Source organism: Corynebacterium sp. KPL1818 (assembly GCF_000478135.1).
GTDB classification, from domain to species: Bacteria; Actinomycetota; Actinomycetes; order Mycobacteriales; family Mycobacteriaceae; genus Corynebacterium; species Corynebacterium accolens.
Window position 1 is genome coordinate 1,037,803 of record NZ_KI515758.1, and the last position, 20,483, is coordinate 1,058,285.

Sequence of the window (20,483 nt, forward strand, 5' to 3'; positions counted from 1 at the left end):
CCCCAGCTTAACCGAAGGTAAACGAGTAAAGCTTTAGTCCTTCGCTGACCTCGAGCTCGATGGTCTCCGACATTTCCTCTCCCTTGACCAGGTCAATCGTGCCATCCTCGTGGATGGGGAATTCCTCGGTATCGCCGTTTCCGCGGTGCAGGGTAACGGTGCCTTTCCCGGAGACCACCAACTGTACCCATGCGGCGTGATAGTTCAGGCGAAGCCGGGCGTTGTCGCCCGCAGTAATGGGCTGGTCCTCCAGCGTCCACGTCCCACCCAGCGAATACTGGCCCGGTTTCGGCTCGCCGAGCTCAAAATCGTGGGTTCCGGGGCGGTAACCGTTGTTGTCGAAATAGCGAGCCCGATCCGTGCCCAGGTAGGTTTCCGGATTGCGCTCCGAGGCCCCTGTGTAATCGCTTCCTTCCAACGGCTCGGGTAGCGCAACGCCGGGGTCGCGCTCGAGCAAAAGCTCGCGAATGTGGCGCTCGGTGGCGGCGTAATCGCCCTCGCCGTGGTGGGTTTCGCGCACCGTGCCGTTGCTGTCTACCAAGTAGTGCGCCGGCCAGTAGTGGTTATCGAATGCCTTCCACGTGGCGAAGTCGTTATCTTGGGCGACCGGATAATTGATGCCTTGCTCCTTGGCGGCCTTGCGGACGTTGGCGGCCTCGCGCTCGAAGGCGTACTCGGGCGCGTGGATTCCCACGACCTCGAGTCCAAAGTCCTTGTAGTGGTCGTAGATTTTGGTGATGTGCTCGTTGTTGCGCTGGCAGTTGATGCAGGCATAGGCCCAGAAGTCGATGAGCGTTACCTTCCCATTTGTGCGGGGATCTACGGGCCCGTCGGTATTAAACCACCCGGTCAGGCCCTGGAACTCGGGTACGGGGGTGCCCTCCGCGCTTGCCGATGTCTCCCCCTTCCACTCCACACTCGGCAGCTTCTTTTGCAGCCACGTCGGCACGCCTGCGGCAATGGCAATCGCCATGGCGATGACCAAGATGCCGGCGGTGATGCGGAGGGGGCGTTGGTGGCGTCGGAAAGCGTCAACGCGTTTGCCGGCCTCGTTGCCGCCAAGGGCGAAGGCAAGAAGAGGGATGGCGACGCCAGCCGCGAAGGACAGGCAGAGCACAAGGATATGGGCGTCGATCTGGCCGGTAGCCCCGGCGACGGAAATCGTCGCGAGGACCGGCCCGGCGCAGGGGACGAAGATGACGCCCATGGCCAGGCCCACGGCGAATCCTCCCTTATCGCGCGCCTTGGCTTGCAGCCCGCCGGCGTGTGGCAGTTTCTGGAAGGGCCATTCGAGTATTTCTTGCACCTTGGGGAAAATCATGCCGAGGCCCACGAGGATGAGTAAGACGACGCCCACCTTCCACACGATGTCGGCGGGCAGATGCAGGGCGTTGAGTACCGTAGTGGCGAAAAGCGTCACGAGGGTGAAGCTGGTGACCAGCCCACCTACTACCTGCCAAGGCCGCCGGCGCGAGCCGCCGCTGACCGCGACGACGAGGGGTAGAACCGGCAGGATACACGGGGAAATTCCCGTGATAAGGCCACCGGTAAACCCGATAAACAGTGTCTCTAGCATTCGTTGTGTCCTCCGAAATGTCGGTGCAGTGATATATCAACCAATTCGGAGTCGGGGCGAGAGTGGATTGCTGGAAAGTTTTTCCAATCCGTTTCCGCTTACCGCTCCGAATGGGTGGATAGAGGGCCGGAAAAGCCGGCCCGCGACTACAAGGAGAACCCTCATGAAGAAGATCATTTCCGCCGCAGCTGCCCTTGCTATCGCCGCCGGTAGCCTGGCTGCCTGCAATAACGATGACTCGAAGTCTGGGGAGACCTCGTCTGAGATGATGACCCCGTCGTCCGAGATGATGGCGCCTGAATCGGACAGCATGGACAAGGACTCCATGAAAAGCGACGAGATGATGGCGCCGTCGTCTGAGATGGCGCACTAATTCGCCGTTATGCCCGCCCGACTGCTGGAGGTAAACTCACACCCTGTGTCTACGCTCACTCCCGACGATCACGCGCGATTAAACCGCCTCTTGACGGCGTCCGCCGCGGGGGATAAGCGTGCCTTCAGCCAGTTCTACGACGCCCTCGCGCCGACCATTTACAGCGTGTGCCTGCACGTTCTGCGCAATCAGGCGTTGGCGGAGGAAGTGGCCCAGGACGTCTTCGTAGAGGTGTGGACCAAGGCCGTGCACTTCGATCCGGAGAAGGGGACGGCGCGTTCGTGGGCGGGGCGGATTGCGCATGGGCGGGCCGTCGATAAGCTGCGCAGCCACGTTGCCAGCGTGGAGCGGGATGACCGGGAAGCCGCGCTTGCCGATGCCGCCTTTCACCTAGACATCGAAGATGAAGCCCTCAGCAATGTGGAATCGCAGCGTTTGCGCGCGGCCGTCGACGAGATTGGCGAGCCGCACCGCACGGCCGTGATGCTTGCATTCTTTGCTGGATTAACCCGCGCCGAATTGGCAGAATCAACAAATGTACCGATTGGTACGGCGAAGACGCGCGTGCGCGATGGTGTGCAGAAACTAAAACTTATACTCGGGAAGGAGGGGAAATGAGCAACACGCACGAGTTTTCTGAAGCGGAGTTTGATGATTTCCTCGATTCCCTTCCTGAGATCGATCCGCCGCCCGAGATGAAGGACAAGGTATTTTCCTCCCTCGACGTGGAAGCCGAGGTGGTGGAGATGCCGCGCCGGCGCTGGCGGGCTTTTGTTGCGGTCCCCGCAGCCGCGGCCGTTGTGATCGCCGGTGTGGTGCTGTGGATTCCCCACCAGGGTGGAGAAGACGCTGGTGAGGGCAATACCGTGGTCGCAGAATCGTCGGGCGAGGAGTCCATGCACCACATCATGGAGGCTGATGACCTGATTCAAGGAAAGGCCGATGCCTCAGGTGCGCGGCTGGATATCGTGTCCTCGGCCTCGATGGGCAAGTCCGGCGCGATGGTCGATGGCCAGCCTGAGCTGAAGGAAGGCATGGGCGCGCAGGTGTGGGCGATTTCCGAGGATAAAACGATGACCTCGGCCGGCGTCATCGGCCAAGACCCGCACGATGGAGTGTGGATGCCTTTTGAAACCAATGCCGTCAAGGTCATGGTGACGGAGGAACCCGCCGCAGGCAGTGCGGAACCTACGGGCCGCACGCTCGTCGAGGTGCGCCTGAGCTAGCGATCCTCGCTTGCGGATTCCTTTTCTGGCTTGCGCTGAAACAGGTACCAGATTCCGAGGATCGCGCCGAAGAGCAGGAGTGATGATGCGATGAAAACCATCGCGATCACCATTGTGCGGTGCGGATCGTTTAAGAAAATCATGCAGACGATGGCGGCGAGGAAAATCGCAGCGAAAAAAGTGATGAGCCAATTGCGCTTGGTGTGCTCTGCGAATGTCATGCATTAATTGTTACGGAAAAACCGGGGGTAAACAAGCTGGGTGGGAATTTTGGGGGCGGAACCCGGCTATATGGTGCACCGATTTTCCCAACAGTGCCCGCGTGAGGGCCGGCCGATGAGGGTGAATGGGGGTAGGTGCTTGTTGTTCGACTATTTAACACCGCTTTGTCCGTTCATAATGATGTATGTCGAACTCTCTAGAACTGTGAAAAGGATGCATTATGGCCACCACTACTGGGGCTGAGGATCGGTCAAAGCCGGTACTCAAGGTGAGCAATGTGTGGGTGCAAGGGATTGCTCTCGTCATGATTTTTGGCTTTTTGGTCATGGGATTTTTGGCGTACCGCACCTATGACGCATCGATGCCGTTGCCGGAAAAGATTGTCTCCGAATCCACCGGCGAAACGGTCTTAACCAAGGACGAGATCACTAACGGTCAGGCGCTGTATCAGGCCCGCGGTCTGCAGCAATACGGCTCCGTGCTGGGGCACGGCGCCTACCTGGGCCCGGACTATACGGCGGAGTACCTGCGCCGCGCCCTCGACCATGCCCGCGAGGAAAATGACGCGAACGGTATCCCCGATTTCGTTGATTCCTCCGCCACTCCCGAAGAGGCCGTGGTAGAAGAATTCCGCACCAACCGCTATGACGAAGAAACGGGCGTGCTGGAGTGGACCGATAACCAGATTTCGGCATTCGAGGCCAATAAGGACTACTACGCCCAGTACTTTGGCCCCGATTCCCACAACAGTGGCTTGCCGTCGGACTTTATTACCGATGAGCAAGACATCAATAACCTCGTTGGTTTCTTCGGCTGGACCGCGTGGGCTTCGGCGGCAGAGCGTCCGGGCCATGACTATTCCTATACCAATAACTGGCCAGCGGAATCGCGCGTGGACAACGGTCCGACCGCGGACCTCGTGGTGTGGTCGGTGCTCTCGCTCATCGCGCTTATCGGCGGTACCGGCCTGATCTTTGCGATTTACGGCCGGTGGTCCAAGTCCATCGGTTGGCATTCGGAAGAAGCACCGAACCTGGACTTTAAGCAGCCGGGCGAGGTTGGGCTGACCAAGTCGCAGAAGGTGGTGGCCTGGTTCGTCCTGGTCATTGCGTTGCTGTTCTTGATCCAGGCGCTACTGGGTGCGGCCAGCCAGCACTACCGCACGGAACTAACCGGCTTCTTTGGCATCCCGCTGCAAGAAATCTTGCCGTATAACGTCTCGCGCACCTGGCACGTGCAGCTCTCCCTCCTGTGGACCGCCGGCGGGCTCTTGGCGGCCGGTATTTTCCTGGCCTCGTTCGTGGGCAAGAAGGAACCGAAGAAGCAGGATTGGCTCGTATGGTTCCTGCTCGGCGCCATCGCGGTCGTGGTCTTTGGTTCCATGGCCTTTGAATGGCTTTCTACCATGGGCTATATCGAAGAGGGCACGCTATTTTCCCAGCAATGGGAATACCTGGACCTGCCGCGCTTCTTCCAGGTACTGCTTACCATCGGCATGTTCGTGTGGATTGGCATTATCTACCGACAGCTGCGCGGCCGCCTGAAAAACGAGCACAAGTCCAATATGCCGTGGCTCTTCTTCTTCGCCGGCCTGGCCATCCCAGCGTTCTACGCGGTGGGCAACCTGGCGGGATCGGAAACCCACATCTCCGTCGCAGAGTTCTGGCGCTTCTGGGTGGTTCACCTGTGGGTGGAAGACTTCCTCGAGCTATTTACCACCGTCATGGTGGCCTACGTCTTCGTCCTGCTCGGCGTGGTCCGCGAAAAGATTGCCCTGGGCATCATCTTCTTGGACGTCATCCTCTATTCCACCGGTGGCGTGCTGGGCACGATGCACCACCTGTACTTCTCGGGCACCCCGGTCGAGCACATGGCCCTGGGCGCATTCTTCTCGGCCGCCGAGGTCGTGCCGCTGACCCTGTTGACGGTTGAGGCATGGACCTTCATGCAGCTGGGCTCCCGCCAACGCGCCTCGGGCGAGCGCCCCTTCCCGCACCGCTGGGCAGTCATGTTCCTGGTCTCCGTCGGTTTCTGGAACTTCTTGGGCGCGGGCATCTTCGGCTTCCTCGTCAACCTGCCCATCGTCTCCTACTACGAAATCGGCACGGCGCTTACCGCAAACCACGCCCACGGCGCGATGATGGGCGTCTACGGCTTCCTGGCCGTGGGCCTGTCGGTCTTTGCGCTGCGCTACCTCATCCCTAAGGATAAGTGGTCCGATAAGGCGATGGGCTGGGCTTTCTGGCTGCAAAACCTGGGCTTGTTGTGGATGGTGGTCATTTCGCTCCTGCCGCTGGGTATCATGCAGCTCTACGAATCCGTCGGATCGGGCTACGTGGAAGCGCGGTCGCTGGGCTATATCACCCAGCCCGGCAACTTCATCATGGAATGGCTGCGCCTGCCTGGCGATGTCATGTTCCTCCTCGGCGTCCTGCCCTTCCTCTGGATGGCGCTGCGTGGCGTGCTCTACAAGAAGGAGATCCCAACGGTGGAGGAGCACCCAACCAACCCGCTGTTTAGCATCATCACCCCGGACGAGGACGACCACGCAGGCGAGGTCCCCGTGGGTTCCTCGGTGGGGCTGGTTTCGGGCGGCAAGGGGCGCGTCGACAAGCGCAGCTCCACGGGCCGGCGCTACGGGTACATCGATGAGCGCGGTGCCTTCGTGGAGGAGGAAGATCCCGATGCCGAGCGCGGCGATTCCGCCACCGCGCCGCGCCAGGAATTTGAATCGCGCACCAAGTGGGGCGGTACCTACCGCTCGGATAAGAAGGACGACTAATGCCGGGTGCATTTACCGTATTATCCGCGTGCTACGGGCTCTTCCTGCTCGCAGTGGCCTGGGTATTCGACCTGCTCGCGCAACAAACCGCCAACCGCACCATGTCCAACCAATCCGGCACGTTCCGGTACTTGGAAGACCACGATGCTTGGCGATGCCCCGAAGATCACTGGCTCTGGCCCTCCAGCTTCGACCCGGAAAACCGCGTCATGCGCTACCGTGCGAACCCGACCGTGTGCAATACCTGCCCGGTCAAGCAACAGTGCACGGTCTCGCACCACGGCCGGGAGGTCACGCGTCAGTTGGACCCGTGGCCGCACTCGGATTCGGGGCGCTTCCACCGCGGCATCGCGCTGGCGGTGGCGGCGATGGGCTACCTGCTGCCGCTGGCCTCGCTAATTAGCCACCATTCGCCATCGGAGGTGGCGTTGACGCTGGCCACGGTGCTCATCATTACCGGATTCGGCGTGTACCCGCTGGCCCGCCACCTGTGGAATACGCCCTCGAACGCGCCGCAGCTTGTGGTGCCGGAGATGGATAACCGCGAGGCGGAATTGGCCGCGCAGGTCGATCGCTATGGTTCGAAGTACGGAAAATCCACGCGCTATCGCTCGGTGCGTCAAGAACTGGAAGGGGAAGTCTAAGTGTCCGCTCCCGTATTCTGGCCGATCGTCATCGGCATCATTATCGCTCTCATCGGGGTGTTTTTGTCCTACTCGCTCAAGGTGATTAAGCAGTATGAGCGGGGCGTGACCTTCCGCTTTGGCCACCTGCGGCCGATGCTGGAGCCGGGGCTGCATTTCTTGCTGCCGGGCATCGATAAGCTGGAGCGCGTGGATTTGCGCGTGGTGACGCTGACGATTCCGCCGCAGGAAATCATCACTAAGGACAACGTGTCCGTGCGCGTGAATGCGGTGGTCATGTTCGAGGTCACCGATTCGAGCAAGGCGGTCCTCGAGGTAGAAAACTACGCCGTGGCCACCTCGCAGATTGCCCAAACCACCCTGCGTTCGCTCTTGGGGCGGGCGAGCCTCGATGATTTGCTGGCCCACCGCGAGGAGCTCAACGAGGACCTGGCGGCGATCATCAACGGCCAAACCGAACGGTGGGGCGTGCTGACCCGCATCGTAGAGATTAAGGACGTTGAGATCCCAGAGATGATGCAGCGCGCCCTAGCGCGCGAGGCGGAGGCGGAGCGCGAGCGTCGCGCCAAGGTCATTTCGGCCCACGGTGAGCTGCAGTCCTCCCGCGAGCTGCGCGAGGCTGCAGAGGAGCTGGGCAAGGCCCCGGCGGCGCTGCAGCTGCGCTACCTACAAACGGTGCTGGAACTCGGCGCGGACCAAAATTCCACCATCGTCTTCCCGCTGCCCATAGACATCATGGGCGGGTTCATGGAAAACCTGGGCACCTTTAATAAGGGCTTCAAGGAATTCAGCGAAAACTTTTCGCACGCGGTGAATACGGAAAAGCCTGCGGACTAGGCATTTAAGAATGCGGCCCCTGCCCAGCGGAGGGGCCGTTTTTCTGTGCCTCTCGAAGTTGCGCGATGGCCTGCGAATTCTGCTTAATATCATTGGAATTGCGCGCGACCTGCACGATTAAATAAATGACACCGGCTATAAGTCCGATGAAGATAGCTAGCGGGATGAGCATGAGCAGAAGTTCGAGCGGGCCAAGCGCCATGGCTACGCCTTTCTGTGCGGGGGTATTTAATTTCAGGCTAACACTCGCGCAGGGCTGCGGCGACCGCGCTCAGGCTGCGGCGCAGGTCGTCATCGCTTAAGTGGCCAAAACCTAAAACGACGCCGTCTTCGGCGTCCACGCCGCCCCAGTATTCGCGCAGCGGGGTTAGTTTGATGCCGCGGGCGGCAGCGCGCGGGACGACGGCGGGATCGCATAACAAGACCGCGTGCAGGCCGCCGTTAATGGGCAGCAGGCGCGCGCCGGGGAGAGTGCCTAGGGCATCGGCCACGAGGTCGCGGCGGCGCTTATAGGTCCGGCGCATGCGGCCGGTGTGGCGCCGCAGCGCCCCGCTGGCCAGGTAATGGGCGAGCGCGGCCTGCGGGATGGTACCGACCGGCTGGCCAAAGATGTCGCGCTGCTTGTCGATGCCCCCGCGCAGTCCATCCGGGACCACCACATAGCCACAGGCGATGGACGGCGAAATCACGGTGGAAAAGGTACCGAGCAACACGGTGCGCTCTGGGGCGAGCGCAGCGAGCGCGGGCAGCGGCTGACCCACGTAGCGCAGCTCGGAATCGAAGTCATCCTCGATGAGTAAAGCGCCGTTCTGGCGGGCCCAGGCCACGAGTTCGGCGCGGCGTTCGGCCGGCAGCGACGCGCCATACGGATACTGGTGGCTTGGGGTCACGATCAGCGCGTCAAGGTCGGTATCGGGCACGGTAACGCCATCGGCATCGGTGGGCACGTTTACCAACTCATGGCCAAGCGCTTGCGGAACGCGCCGCAGGCTGGGGTAACCGGGCGATTCGACGCCGACGCGCAGCGCGGTACCGAGCGTACGCAGCACTAAAGCGAGGCCATCGCGGGCACCGGCGGTAACGACGATGCGGCGCGGATCGACCCGGAGCCCGCGCATGTAGCGCAGGTGGTTGGCGATGTGGTGGGGGAGTGGAGGGGCATCGGAAAGCGGCTGGGCGGCGGCATCGCGCCAGGCGGCGCGCCATTCGGGGGTGATGATGCCGGCGGTATCGGGCAGACCGGGCGTCAGTTCCAGCAGGTTGGGCGCGGGAGTGGGCTGCGGCGCGGGCTCGGGGCGTGGCGGCGGGCTGTGGGGCAGGCGGGGATTGATGACGGTGCCGGATCCAACCTGGGCGCTGAGATAGCCCTCGGCTGTGAGCTGCTCATATGCGGTAACGACACTGCCGCGGGAGACGCCGAGCTGGGTGGCCAGAGTGCGCGTGGAGGGCACGGGCTCGCCGGGAAGCAGGGCGCCGGAGGTGACATCGGCGCGCACGACGGCGGCGATTTGTACCGGCAGGGCGCGCGTATCGGCGGGGTCGAAGCGCAGGGGCATAAACACAGTATAAGTGGTACAACCCAACACGCGGGAAATGGTTCTTTACTTGTACCACTTGAGCAGGGCAGTATAGAGCGCATGACCGAAAACATTGCGACCACGCGCGTGAAACGTGGACTAGCTGATATGCTCAAGGGCGGCGTCATCATGGACGTCGTGACCCCGGAACAGGCGCGCATCGCCGAGGATGCGGGCGCGAGCGCCGTCATGGCACTTGAGCGCGTGCCTGCCGATATCCGCGCCCAGGGCGGCGTGGCCCGCATGTCCGATCCGGAGCTTATCGAGGGCATCGTCGACGCCGTATCCATCCCCGTGATGGCGAAGGCGCGCATCGGCCACTTCGTCGAGGCACAGATTCTGGGCGAGCTCGGCGTGGACTTCATCGATGAGTCCGAGGTGCTCAGCCCAGCCGATTACGTCAACCACATCAATAAGTGGGACTTCGACGTGCCGTTCGTGTGCGGCGCGACCAACCTGGGCGAGGCCCTGCGCCGTATCACCGAGGGCGCGGCCATGATTCGCTCCAAGGGCGAGGCCGGCACTGGCGATGTCTCCGAGGCCGTCAAGCACCTGCGCACCATTCGCGCGGAAATCGCCCGCCTGCAGCACCTTGACCGCGACGAGCTGTACGTCGCCGCCAAGGAACTCCAGGCGCCGTATGACCTGGTTGCGGAGGTTGCGGAGACCGGCAAGCTGCCGGTCGTCCTCTTCGTTGCCGGCGGCGTGGCCACGCCTGCCGATGCCGCCCTCGTCCGCCAGATGGGCACCGAAGGCGTCTTCGTGGGCTCCGGCATCTTCAAATCCGGTAACCCGGCGGCGCGCGCGGAGGCCATCGTGAAAGCCGCCACGCTTTACGATGACCCCGCGGAACTCGCCAAGCTCTCCCGCGGCCTGGGCGAGGCCATGGTCGGCATCAATGTCGGCGATGTGCCGGCACCGCACCGCCTGGCCGAGCGCGGCTGGTAATCGCGTGGTCATGCCACAAGAAGCTAGCGCCACGATCGGGGTGCTCGCGCTGCAGGGCGGCGTGGAAGAACACCTGCACATCCTTGAAGGCCTGGGGGCGGACACGCGCCGGGTGCGCGTACCGCGCGACCTTGAGGGCCTGGATGGGCTGGTGATTCCGGGCGGGGAGTCGAGTGTCATCGACAAGCTCGCCCGCACCTTCGGCGTGGCAGGTCCGCTGCGCGAGGCCGTGAACCACGGCCTTCCCGTGCTTGCTACCTGCGCCGGGCTGATTTATTGCGCCCGCGAGCTGGATAACCCCTCGCCGGGCCAGCAGACCCTGGGGCTGCTCGATATCACCGTGCGGCGCAATGCCTTTGGCAACCAGCGTTTTTCCGCCGAGCGCACCCTGCCGGTCCTGGTCGGGGAAGAAACGCTGCCCATCGAGGCGAGCTTCATCCGCGCCCCGCTGGTCACCCGCGTCGGTGAAGGCGTGGAGGTCATCGCGACCGTGCCGCGCGACGGCGCGGAGGAGGCGGTCGTCGGCGTGCGCCACGGCGCCGTCACCGCTTTGAGCTTTCACCCGGAAGAAAACGATGAGGCGCGCGTGCACGCCGCCTGGCTGGCTAGTATTCGCTAGGCACCGGATAGGCCGCGGCGCTTGAGCAGCGGCGCGACGTCCTTATCGCGCCCGCGGAAGTCGCGGTAGGCCGCGCCGAAATCGCGGGAGGCGCCGCGGGAGAGGATGAGGTCCCGGAACTTTTGTCCTGCGGCGCGCAGATCGCTTTGTTCCTTGAACCACTCGAAGCCATCGGCATCGAGCGCCTCCGCCCACAGGTAGGAGTAGTAGCCCGCGGAGTAGCCGCCGGCGAAGATATGGTTGAAGTACGTTGAGCGGTACCGTGGAGCGATGTGCGGGTTATCCAGCCCCACTGCGCGCAGGGCCTCCTCCTCGAATGCGTCCACGGCCTCCGGGGTGGCCTCTAGCGTTGCGGCGTCCTTGGCGCTGAGCGAATGCCACGCCAAATCGATAATGGAGGCCGCCAAGTACTCCGAGGTGGCAAAGCCCTGGCCAAACTCGGAGGCGGCGGTCACGGCATCGAGCAGCTCATCGGGGATCGGTTCACCGGTGTCGACGTGGCGCGCATACTGCTTGACCAGTTGCTTATCCAGCGCCCAGTTCTCATTGATTTGCGAGGGGAACTCCACCCAGTCGCGCGGGACGTTGGTGCCGGCGAAGGTGGGGTAGTGGACATCGGAAAGCAGCCCGTGCAAGGCGTGGCCGAATTCGTGGAAGAGGGTGTGCACCTCGTCCAGGCTCAGCAGGGGCTGGGAACCATCGGCGGGCTTGGTAATGCCCAGCACGTTGACGATGACCGGCTTGCGCTCCAGCAGGCCTGACTGGCCCACGAACTGGCTCATCCACGCGCCACCGCGCTTGGTGGGGCGGCCGAAGTAATCCGTGAGCAGCAGGCCAATTCCCTTATCGCCGTGCTCGACGTTATCTTCGTGTTCGTCATTTTCTCCGTGCTCGACACCCTTGTCGAGCACCTCCCAGACGCGCACGCCCTCGGCATAGCCCTCCAGGTCCTCGCGCGGGGCAACGGTAATGCCGTATAGGCGCTCGGCAGCAGCGAATACGCCCTGGGTAAGGACCTTGTCCAGAGGGAAGTACTGGCGCAGTTCCTCCTCGTCGAGCGAGAAGTCGCGGGCGCGGACCTTGGATTCCCAGTAGGGCCAGTCGGCGGCGTGGAAGTCTTGCTCGTTGAGCGTGGCTTCCTCGGCTAGCAGCTTGTGCTCGCCGGCGGCATTGGCCGCGGCGGCGGGAGCGAGGTCTGCGAGCATGTCGCGCGCGGCGTCGGCGCTGCCAGCGGTTTCTTCCGCGATCACGTAATCGGCGTGGGAGGCATAGCCCAGCAGCTCGGCGCGCTCGGCGCGCAGCTGGACGGCCTCGATAAGCCCTGGAATGTTGTTCTCGGAGCCCCTGCTTGCCGATGCCGCATAGAGCTTCTTCCGCGCCCCCTCCCTAGCCAGGCGGGACTGCTCCGATTGCACGGTGGGCAGCTCGAGCGGGATGACGTAGCCTTCGCGGCCTAGGGCCTTGGCATCCGCCTTGGCTGAGGCGATGCGTTCCGGCGGCAGGCCCTCGAGCTCTTCCTCCGTAAACTCGACGGCGCGCTCGCGCGTGGAGGCCATGAGATTGCGGCCGAATTCCTCCGATAGGGCGGACAGGCGCTGGTTGATATCGGAGAGGCGGGCCTTGCCGGCGGCATCGAGATCCGCTCCCTGGCGCGCAAAGGTGCGTAGCAGGTGTTGGTGCAGGCGCGCTCCCTCCTCATCGCCAGCGGGCGGGGTGGCGTCCTTGATGCGCTGGTAGAGCTTTTCGTCCTGGTACATCGCGTCGTAGTGGGCGGACAGGCGCGGATAGATATCGGCGGCGATCTCTTCCATCTCATCGGTGACGTCCGTGCCAGAAAGATTGCCAAAGACCGACATCACGCGGTCGAGGTCCTGGCCGGAACGCTCGAGGGCTTCCACGGTGTTTTCCCAGGTGGGGGCAGCGGGATTTTCAGTAATGGCGGAGATCTCGGCATCGTGGAGCGCGAGCGCTTCGTCGAAGGCGGGGCGGTAGTGCTCGACCTCAATCTCCGCAAACGGCGGGAGTTGGTAGGGCAATGATGAAGGGTGGAGTAATGGATTAGTCATAAATGACCAATGTACCCATTTACTCCACCCTGTGTGATGGCTTTCACTAAGATTGCTAGCCCACGGGAACGAGCTCCGCGTCTTCATCCTTCTTCTTTGGCGCGGTGGCCTTGCGCTTTCCGGTATTCATCACGATGATGTCAAGTACGAGGAATGCGGCAAGAGTAATGCCCAAAAGCGGCATAAATACACCGACGGTGGCGGCAAAGAGAGCGCCCAGGCCGGTGGTGGTCCAGGAGAAGTGCCGCTTGGAGCCAGGTGCAAATTGCGGCCGACGCTTCCACCACATGTAGTAGCCCAGAACAACCATGGCGGCAATGGCGAGGCCGAGGGCGAAGAGGGCAATCTGCAGCGGTAGGCCAAACATGATGCCCATGTGCAGGTAGATGCCCCAGCTGCTGAGCTTGCTAAATAGCGGCAGTCCGGAGAATGGCAGGCGGTCGATGACCTCGCCGGTGGAACCGTTGACGGAGACCTCATCGGAGGTATAGCGCCACTCGACCCAGCGCTCGCTCACCTTCCACCCCGAGTCGGTGTCCTCCGGGGCGTACAGGCGCAGCGGGCCCGTTAGTCCTTCCGCTCGGCCGGTGGCATAGACGCGCTCGGCCTGCTTGGCGATGACCTCCGGCTCCGGTGCCTCGCCCGGAGCTTCCGCATCCCCACCGTGAGCGCCGTGGGCACCGTGGCCTTCGTGCCCGGCGTGGGCATCGTGTGTGGCATCGGCGGAGGAATCGGTGGTGAGCGCGGTTTCTACCGGCGTGGCCTTCCAGTTCATCTTCTCCACCACGGAATTGACGTTCTCGCCGGCGAGCTGGGACCAGGTGATGCCGGTAGCGGACAGGCCAATGAGCCCGATGAAAATCCATGCGCCCATCGTGGAGTGCAGGCGGGTGGCCTTCCAACGCTTGGATCGCTGTGGCTGCTTCTTCAGCGGCGCGGCCGCCTTCTTGGGCCGGCGGCGAATCCACCACATGTAGAGCCCGCCGCAGGCCAGGACCCACAGCCAGGAGGCGGCTAGCTCGGAATAGAGCTCGCCCGGCTGGCCCAGGTGGAAGCTTTCATGCAGCGAGGAGATCCAGCGGCGCAGCGGCATCTCGCCCAAGCCGGAGTAGGTGGGGTAGTCACCGATGACCTCGCCATCGGCCGGATTAATAAAAACGGTGCGCTGCAGGCTCTCGTCGATGCCCGGATCCGCCACCAGCACGCGCGTGGAGTCCGTAGCCGATTCCGCCGGCCACACCTGGGAGACCGGCATATCCGGGTGCTCCTTTTGGGCAGCGCTGATTTGGTCCTCCAGGCTTACCGGGTTATTTACTTCCTCAACGGTCATGACGTCGCGGTAAGCAAACTTTTCCAGGGTCGGCGCCAGTGCATAGAGGCAGCCGGTCAAAGCCGCGATAAGGATGAAGGGGCCGACGAACATGCCGCCGTAAAAGTGTATGCGTTGGATGAAGGAACGCAGAGTCGTCCGACTCATAAAATAGTTCTCTTTCGTGCTTAGTGGTCAGTTGCATGGGTGCTGATATCAACTGCACTAATAGTCGGAACTTAGGCAACCCTGGTTCCCGGAAGGTGAAAGATTTTTTCAGTTGTGTGAATTTGAAGGAGCGAAAACGACGACACCGCGCGCCCCAGTGAAGGGAACGCGCGGTGAAAATTAGCTGGTGAAGAAGCTCTTACTTCTTCAAGCAGTCAACGATGTTGAGCCTGGCTTCCTTGGCTAGCAGCTTGTGCTCGCCTGCCGCGTAAAGAGCTTTTGCGGAATCCAATCTTATGCTGCTCAGCTAGTACGGCGCCGACGAGGCGGAGGTCAGGTCCGTTGGATCGATATGATGGTCGCCCTATTGTGCACGGCCGTGAGGCTTACCACGAGCTCCACACCACGCTAGCGGGCGCAACCGTTTTGGCTTGAGAAGCAAGAAACGAGCAAGAAAAAGTTTGCGCAGGTAAATGGGTAAATTTGATGATAAAAGCGGCTGTTTTGTCCGGGTTTTCGGCGAACGAAGCAAGAAAAGACCGCCTCGAACTCCGAGGAGTAATCGAGGCGGTCTGTGGCTAGAAACCTAACGCGGGTTTACTTCTTCAGGCCATCGATGATCTCGTTGAACTGTGCGACAGGGCGCATGACAGCGGAGGTCTTCTCGTCGTTGGGCCAGTAGTAGCCGCCGAGGTCGGCGGGCTCACCCTGGGCATCGATAAGAGCCTGGGAGATTTCATCGGCCTTGCCGGAAAGGTCGGAGGCGACGTCCTTGAAGGCGGCCGCGAGATCGGCATCCTCGGTCTGGTTAGCCAGCTCCTCGGCCCAGAAGGTGGCCAGGAAGAAGTGGGAACCGCGGTTGTCGTTCTCGCCCACCTTGCGGGATGGGGACTTGCCCTCATTGAGCAGGCGCTCGGTGGCCTTGTCCAGGGTGGTGGCCAGCACGCCGGCCTTCTCGTTGCCGTTGGTCTGGTTCTCGTGGCGGAAGGACTCGGCCAGCGCCAGGAACTCACCGAGGGAGTCCCAGCGCAGGTGGTTTTCTTCCTGCACCTGCTGGACGTGCTTCGGGGCGGAGCCGCCGGCACCGGTCTCGAAGAGGCCGCCGCCTGCCATCAATGGAACCACGGACAGCATCTTTGCGGAGGTACCCAGCTCGAGGATGGGGAAGAGGTCCGTGTTGTAGTCACGCAGCACGTTACCGGTCACGGAGATGGTGTCCTCGCCGCGGCGGATGCGCTCGATGGAGGTCTTGGTAGCGGTGACCGGATCCTGGATCTCAATGTCCAAGCCCTCGGTGTCGTGGTCCTTCAGGTACTTTTCCACCAGGGACTGGATATTGCGGTCGTGGCCGCGCTCTGGGTCGAGCCAGAAGATGGTCTTCATGCCGGACAGGCGGGCGCGGTTGACGGCGAGCTTGACCCAGTCCTGGATCGGCTCGTCCTTGGTCTGGCAGGCGCGCCAGATATCGCCGGCCTCGACGTCGTGCTCGATGAGCACCTCGCCCTTGGAGTTGCGGACCTCAACGGTGCCGGCTGCCGGTACCTTGAAGGTCTTGTTGTGGGAGCCGTACTCCTCGGCCTTCTTGGCCATCAGGCCGACGTTCGGCACGGTACCCATGGTGGTGGGGTCGAAGGCGCCGTTTTCCTTGCAGTCCTCGATGACGGCCTGGTACACGCCGGCGTAGGAGGAATCCGGGATGACGGCGAGGGTGTCCTGCTCCTCGTCGTTCTTATTCCACATGTGGCCGGAGGTGCGGATCATGGCCGGCATGGAGGCGTCAATGATGACATCGGAAGGCACGTGCAGGTTGGTGATGCCCTTGTGGGAGTTGACCATGGCGAGATCGGGGCCATCGGCAAGCGCGGATTCGAAGGCTGCCTTGATTTCCTCGCCATTGTCGAGCTTGTCCAAGCCCTCCAGGATGGAGCCCAAGCCGTTTTCGCCGTTGAGGCCGGCTGAGATGAGCTCGTCGCCGTACTTATCAAAGACATCGGCGAAGTAGGTGCGCACCACGTGGCCGAAGAGGATGGGGTCAGAGACCTTCATCATGGTGGCCTTCAGGTGGGTGGAGAAGAGCACGCCCTCTTCCTTGGCGCGCTTGACCTGCTGTAGCAGGAACTCATCGAGGGCCTTGGCGGACATGAAGGTGCCGTCGATGACCTCGTCCTTAAGAACCGGCAGTTCCGGCAGCAGGGTCTGCTCGCCGTCGGCGGTCTTCAGCACGATGGACAGGGTGTCTTCCTCAGGGATGATGACGGACTTCTCATTGTGGCGGAAGTCGTTATCGTCCATGGTGGCGACGTTGGTCTTGGAATCCTTGGACCATTCGCCCATACGGTGCGGGTGCTTTTTAACAAAGTTCTTTACGGCCTCCGGCGCGCGGCGGTCGGAGTTACCTTCACGCAGGACGGGGTTAACGGCGGAGCCCTTGACGGAATCGTAGCGGGCCGCGATGTCCTTTTCCTCGTCGGTGGAGGGGTTATCCGGGTAATCAGGCAAGTCGTAGCCGGCGGCCTGCAGCTCGGCGATGGCCTTCTTCAGCTGCACCAGGGAAGCCGAGATATTCGGCAGCTTGATGATATTAGCCTCTAGGGTCTTGGCCATCTTGCCCAGCTCAGCCAGGGCGTCTTCCACCTTCTGGTCCTCGGTGAGGCGCTCCGGGAACTGCGCGGCGATGCGGGCAGCCAGGGAAATATCGCGGGTTTCTACGTCAATGCCCGCGGTGGAAGCGAAGGCCTCCACGATGGGCTTGAGGGAATAGGTCGCCAGAAGCGGCGCCTCATCGGTACGGGTCCACGTAATCTTAGCCATGATTCTCCTATTAAATGTGGGAAAATTTCTTCAGGTGACCAGATTACCGATTTTGTCCGCTCCATGTGGAGCGCTCGGTACATTCTGGGGCTGGGTGGCATCGGTCACGGGGCCATGCGCTGGGTAAATCTCTTCACCTGTCCACGCCCTGAACATGCTTTATGCCCAGGTGGGGTGTATCGTCGCCCCTCGTGAAAATTATCGATCAGTTAAGCCCGCGCAGCGCCCATGAACATCGCATTCACCGTCGGCCTCTGCCCCGCCAGACGGAGATTTCTACCGCGCGCCGCACCATCGTCATGGTGGCGATGGCCCTTGGTGCGTTTGCTATCGGTACTACCGAGTTCGTCTCGATGGGCCTGCTGCCGCTGATCGCGGAGGACTTCGGGGTTTCTGAGGATACCGCCTCCACGCTGATTACCACCTACGCACTCGGCGTAGTGGTCGGTGCGCCCCTGATTGCGGCCTTTACCGGCAAGCTCCCGCGCCGCCGCCTCATCCTCTTGCTCATCGGCTTTTTGGTGGTAGGCAACCTGCTCTCGGTCCTCGCGCCGAATTACTGGGTGCTCATGGTGGCCCGCTTCATCGCCGGCATGCCCCACGGCGCGTATTTCTCCGTGGCTAACCTGTCCGCGGCATCGATGGCCCCTCCCGGCGGGCGGGGCAAGGCCATGGCGTTTGTGGGCATGGGCCTTGCCATCGCCACGGTCATCGGCGTGCCCGCGGCACAGGCCTTAGGCTCCGCGCTGGGCTGGCACGCGGCCTACCTGGTGGTCGTGGTCATTGGCCTTATTACCGCCGTGGCCCTGTTCTTCCTTATGCCGCACATGACGGAGATGAAACAGACCGATATCCGCACCGAGTTCGGTGCCTTTAAAAACAGCCAGGTGTGGCTCACCGTCATCATGGGCGTGGTGGGTTTCGGCGGCATGTTCTCCGTCTACACCTATATCTCCTGGACCATGACCGAGGTTGCTGGCCTGAGCGATAGCCTGATTTGGGTCGTGCTCATGGCCTACGGTATTGGCATGACGATAGGCAATGCCTTTGGCGGCTGGTTGGCGGACCGCAACCTCGAATTCGGGATCATTTTCGCCCTGGCCAGCCTGATCATCATCCTCACGGCCTTTTACTTCCTGTCCAGCCACGCCATCCCCGCCACCATTTGCTTTGGCATGGTGGCGTTTATGGGCTCCACGTTGGTGCCGTCGCTGCAGCTGCGCCTGGTCCACGTGGCAGGTGATGCCCAGACCTTATCCGCCGCACTCAACCAGTCCGCGCTCAATATCGCGAATGCTGCCGGTGCGACCATCGGCGGCATTGTCGTCGGCGCGGGCTTGGGCTATTCCGCCCCGGCACTGGCGGGTGCCGGCTTGGCGGCCGCGGGTTGCGTTGTGTGGGCGATAACAATGTGGGATAAAAAACGCCTAGCCAATCGCAGCTAGAACTACCACCGCACACGCCTATATTCTGGAGCACCATGAGCCTTACCATCGCTAGCGTCAACGTCAATGGAATCCGCGCCGCGTGCAAGCAGCGCAACGAGAATAACCCCGGCATGAATGCCTGGTTGGAACAGACCCCGGCCGATATCGTGCTGATGCAAGAGGTCCGCGCCACCCCGGACCAAGCCAGAAAAGCCCTGGCACCCGCCCTGGAGGCGGGCTGGCACCTAGAGCTTGCCGATGCCGCCGCCAAGGGCCGCGCCGGAGTAGGCATCCTTTCCCGCACGCCGCTTGCCGATGTCGAAATCGGTTTCGGCTCCTTCACCGATGCCGGCCGCTGGATTGCCGCCACCACCCGCGATATCCGCGTGGCCTCGCTGTACTTGCCTTCCGGCGATACCGATTCGCCAAAGTTGGATGAAAAGTACCGTTTCTTGGATGAATTCGATGCCGTGCTGGCAGAAAACACCGATAAGGACATGGTCATCGGCGGTGACTGGAATATCTGCCACCGCGCCCAGGATTTGAAGAATAATAAGGCCAACGAGAAGAAGGCCGGCCACCTGCCAGAAGAGCGCGCCTTTCTGGACCACGTCTTCGGCAGCTTCCCGGATGAGGCGCCGCAGGAGAAAAAGAACCTGGGGGAGTGGCTCGGAGTCGTGGACTACGCGGGCACCACGCCGTGGGAGCCGGCCACCGCGCCGCAGTGGTTCGACGTGGCGCGCCGCCTCCACCCAGAGGCCGATGGCCCCTATACCTGGTGGACCTACCGCGGCCAGGCCTTCAATAATGATGCGGGCTGGCGCATTGACTACCAGGCCGCTACCCAGCCGTTGCTCGATCGCGCGCAGCGCACCTGGGTGGATAAGGCCCCGACCGTGGAGCAGCGTTGGTCCGATCACTCGCCGCTGCTGGTGGAATACGCCTGATGTCGCCGCTTTTTAGCGTCCTGTACGTCATCGGCATTACCGCCGAGTCCATGACCGCTGCGCTATCGGCCGGCCGGCAAAAACTCGACCTGTTCGGTGTGACGATGATCGCCTCCATCACGGCACTAGGCGGCGGCACCGTCCGCGATATCGTGCTTGCGGATCCACCGCTGACCTGGGTGGAACACCCCATCTATCTGGTCATCGTCATCGCCGCCGCCATCGTCACGGTGGGCATGTCCTTCCTCATGCACTATTTCCGCCACCTCTTCCTCATCCTCGATGCCTTGGGGCTGGCGGTCTTTTCCGTGCTGGGCACCCAGATTGCCGCGCATTTGGGTTATGGCTTCATCATCGCCTCGGTATCAGCGGTTATTTCCGGCGTCTTCGGCGGCGTGCTGCGCGATCTACTCTCAGACCGCATTCCGCTGGTATTTTCCGGCGAATTTTATGCGGCCATCTCGATCCTCGCGGCCGGGCTGTACATGATCCTCCTGCGCGCCGGGCTATCGGAGGAACCCACAGCGATCATCACCGCCTTGGTCTGCTTTACCGCGCGCCTTGCTGCTATCTACTTCAAGAAGGGCCTGCCGGTCTTCGAGTACCGCGACGGCGAGCAACAGATGGATCCGCGCCTGCGGCTATCGGCGCGCATCGTGCGCGATGGTGCCCGCCGGGCCAAGCGGAAGGCGGGCGCGGCCACCCGCTACGCCAGCCCGATTACCCGGCCGCTGATTCGTAACAAGCGCACCGCAAGCGATTTTTCCTCCCCGCTCAGCCTCGAGGAGCTAAATAGCAACCGGATTGCACGGCCGCCTGCCCACCCATCCATTACCCGCCCCAGTGGGAAGCACTCGCCTGGGGCGAGGGGAGTGGATGTGCAGCAGCAATGGACCTTCAACAAGGAGGATGTGGGCAGGCAAAGGACCCCCAAGCACAAGCAGTAGTGCT

18 protein-coding genes are annotated in these 20,483 nt (G+C 62.2%); 11 read left to right on the forward strand and 7 right to left on the reverse strand.

Annotation, left to right across the window (positions count from 1 at the left end):
* Positions 1-7 precede the first annotated feature (7 nt).
* Positions 8-1,576 carry a cytochrome c biogenesis protein CcdA gene (locus HMPREF1261_RS04900; protein ID WP_023030167.1) on the reverse strand — a complete coding sequence of 523 codons (1,569 nt, stop codon included), beginning with the start codon at positions 1,574-1,576 and terminating at the stop codon, positions 8-10.
* Positions 1,577-1,739: 163 nt separating this feature from the next.
* Between HMPREF1261_RS04900 and HMPREF1261_RS04905 the strand changes: the two genes are divergently transcribed.
* The 3 genes from HMPREF1261_RS04905 to HMPREF1261_RS04915 are packed head-to-tail and all read left to right on the forward strand — an operon-like array spanning position 1,740 to position 3,175.
* Positions 1,740-1,949 (forward strand): hypothetical protein, encoded by a 210-nt coding sequence (locus tag HMPREF1261_RS04905; RefSeq protein WP_023016809.1) that lies wholly within the window; start codon positions 1,740-1,742, stop codon positions 1,947-1,949.
* Positions 1,950-1,958: 9 nt separating this feature from the next.
* A complete protein-coding gene (locus tag HMPREF1261_RS04910; RefSeq protein WP_005281476.1) occupies positions 1,959-2,567 on the forward strand; it encodes a sigma-70 family RNA polymerase sigma factor in 609 nt (202 codons plus the stop codon).
* The gene (locus HMPREF1261_RS04915; RefSeq protein WP_023016811.1) at positions 2,564-3,175 is read left to right on the forward strand and encodes an anti-sigma factor; all 612 of its coding nucleotides are present in this window, start codon (positions 2,564-2,566) and stop codon (positions 3,173-3,175) included. The genes HMPREF1261_RS04910 and HMPREF1261_RS04915 overlap by 4 nt, the downstream gene beginning before the upstream one ends.
* Here HMPREF1261_RS04915 and HMPREF1261_RS04920 read toward each other — a convergent pair.
* Positions 3,172-3,396 (reverse strand): hypothetical protein, encoded by a 225-nt coding sequence (locus HMPREF1261_RS04920; protein WP_005277286.1) that lies wholly within the window; start codon positions 3,394-3,396, stop codon positions 3,172-3,174. The genes HMPREF1261_RS04915 and HMPREF1261_RS04920 overlap by 4 nt on opposite strands.
* A gap of 221 nt (positions 3,397-3,617) precedes the next feature.
* Between HMPREF1261_RS04920 and HMPREF1261_RS04925 the strand changes: the two genes are divergently transcribed.
* From HMPREF1261_RS04925 to HMPREF1261_RS04935, 3 genes are read left to right on the forward strand one after another with little or no spacing between them, the layout of a single operon-like run.
* Positions 3,618-6,179: a nitric-oxide reductase large subunit gene (locus HMPREF1261_RS04925; RefSeq protein ID WP_023016812.1), complete on the forward strand. Its 2,562-nt coding sequence runs from the start codon at positions 3,618-3,620 to the stop codon at positions 6,177-6,179.
* Positions 6,179-6,823 carry a hypothetical protein gene (locus HMPREF1261_RS04930; protein WP_005277290.1) on the forward strand — a complete coding sequence of 215 codons (645 nt, stop codon included), beginning with the start codon at positions 6,179-6,181 and terminating at the stop codon, positions 6,821-6,823. Before HMPREF1261_RS04925 ends, HMPREF1261_RS04930 begins: the two co-directional genes overlap by 1 nt.
* Positions 6,824-7,660, forward strand: coding sequence for a slipin family protein (locus HMPREF1261_RS04935; protein ID WP_023016814.1), 837 nt, complete (start codon positions 6,824-6,826; stop codon positions 7,658-7,660).
* A gap of 4 nt (positions 7,661-7,664) precedes the next feature.
* Here HMPREF1261_RS04935 and HMPREF1261_RS04940 read toward each other — a convergent pair whose 3' ends face one another.
* Both HMPREF1261_RS04940 and HMPREF1261_RS04945 read right to left on the reverse strand, forming a co-directional pair.
* On the reverse strand, positions 7,665-7,862 hold the full coding sequence (locus tag HMPREF1261_RS04940; protein ID WP_023030168.1) for a hypothetical protein: 198 nt from the start codon (positions 7,860-7,862) through the stop codon (positions 7,665-7,667).
* Between the two features lie 37 nt (positions 7,863-7,899).
* A complete protein-coding gene (locus HMPREF1261_RS04945) occupies positions 7,900-9,216 on the reverse strand; it encodes a PLP-dependent aminotransferase family protein (RefSeq protein ID WP_023030169.1) in 1,317 nt (438 codons plus the stop codon).
* Positions 9,217-9,297: 81 nt separating this feature from the next.
* Here HMPREF1261_RS04945 and pdxS point away from each other — a divergent pair, with 81 nt between their 5' ends.
* A complete protein-coding gene (pdxS, locus tag HMPREF1261_RS04950) occupies positions 9,298-10,185 on the forward strand; it encodes a pyridoxal 5'-phosphate synthase lyase subunit PdxS (protein ID WP_023030170.1) in 888 nt (295 codons plus the stop codon).
* Positions 10,186-10,195: 10 nt separating this feature from the next.
* Positions 10,196-10,804, forward strand: a complete 609-nt coding sequence (gene pdxT, locus HMPREF1261_RS04955) for a pyridoxal 5'-phosphate synthase glutaminase subunit PdxT (protein WP_034658056.1) — start codon at positions 10,196-10,198, stop codon at positions 10,802-10,804.
* Here pdxT and HMPREF1261_RS04960 read toward each other — a convergent pair.
* The 3 genes from HMPREF1261_RS04960 to HMPREF1261_RS04970 form a co-directional block, all read right to left on the reverse strand.
* Positions 10,801-12,870: a M3 family metallopeptidase gene (locus tag HMPREF1261_RS04960; RefSeq protein WP_023030172.1), complete on the reverse strand. Its 2,070-nt coding sequence runs from the start codon at positions 12,868-12,870 to the stop codon at positions 10,801-10,803. The two genes, pdxT and HMPREF1261_RS04960, sit on opposite strands and share 4 nt — an antisense overlap.
* Before the next feature lie 55 nt (positions 12,871-12,925).
* Entirely contained in the window at positions 12,926-14,347 is a 1,422-nt protein-coding gene (locus HMPREF1261_RS04965) for a PepSY domain-containing protein (protein WP_005281497.1), read from the reverse strand.
* Between the two features lie 597 nt (positions 14,348-14,944).
* Positions 14,945-17,158 (reverse strand): NADP-dependent isocitrate dehydrogenase, encoded by a 2,214-nt coding sequence (locus tag HMPREF1261_RS04970; protein ID WP_023030173.1) that lies wholly within the window; start codon positions 17,156-17,158, stop codon positions 14,945-14,947.
* Between the two features lie 191 nt (positions 17,159-17,349).
* On the opposite strand from HMPREF1261_RS04970, the gene HMPREF1261_RS04975 reads away from it, so the two are divergent.
* The 3 genes from HMPREF1261_RS04975 to HMPREF1261_RS04985 are packed head-to-tail and all read left to right on the forward strand — an operon-like array spanning position 17,350 to position 20,479.
* Complete coding sequence (locus tag HMPREF1261_RS04975; protein WP_051142517.1) at positions 17,350-18,603, forward strand: MFS transporter; 1,254 nt, start codon at positions 17,350-17,352, stop codon at positions 18,601-18,603.
* Positions 18,604-18,638: 35 nt separating this feature from the next.
* Positions 18,639-19,532, forward strand: a complete 894-nt coding sequence (locus tag HMPREF1261_RS04980; RefSeq protein WP_023030175.1) for an exodeoxyribonuclease III — start codon at positions 18,639-18,641, stop codon at positions 19,530-19,532.
* Positions 19,532-20,479, forward strand: coding sequence for a trimeric intracellular cation channel family protein (locus HMPREF1261_RS04985; RefSeq protein WP_023030176.1), 948 nt, complete (start codon positions 19,532-19,534; stop codon positions 20,477-20,479). The genes HMPREF1261_RS04980 and HMPREF1261_RS04985 overlap by 1 nt, the downstream gene beginning before the upstream one ends.
* Positions 20,480-20,483: the final 4 nt, after the last annotated feature.